We start from the raw sequence: 287 nt of genomic DNA on the forward strand, positions 1-287 counted from the left end.
CGAGGAGGGCATCTCGCTGATGGCCGCGTGCACACCGCTCGCCGGCATTCTCGGCGACAAGTTCGTGAAGGCGTATCTGGCGTTGAAGGAGACGGAGTACGAGGCGTTCTTCCGCGTGATCAGTTCGTGGGAGCGCCGTCATTTGCTGCTTCATGTGTGAGGGGCGCGAGGGGAAAGGGGAGGCGATAGGATCGAACGGAGCGCGGCCAGCGCCGGCGCAGCGATGGGCTGGTTCGGGCGCGGCGACGAATGGTTCACTCAGCTACATTCCGCCTCCGGACCGGACT

1 pseudogene is annotated in these 287 nt (G+C 64.8%); it reads left to right on the forward strand.

From position 1 onward, the window contains the following. Positions 1-160 (forward strand): annotated as a pseudogene (locus SB816_RS30960) (glutamine synthetase); the annotation flags it as partial. Between the last annotated feature and the right edge of the window lie 127 nt (positions 161-287).

The sequence above is a fragment of the Achromobacter sp. SIMBA_011 genome (genome assembly GCF_046535435.1).
Lineage (GTDB): Bacteria > Pseudomonadota > Gammaproteobacteria > Burkholderiales > Burkholderiaceae_B > Achromobacter > Achromobacter dolens.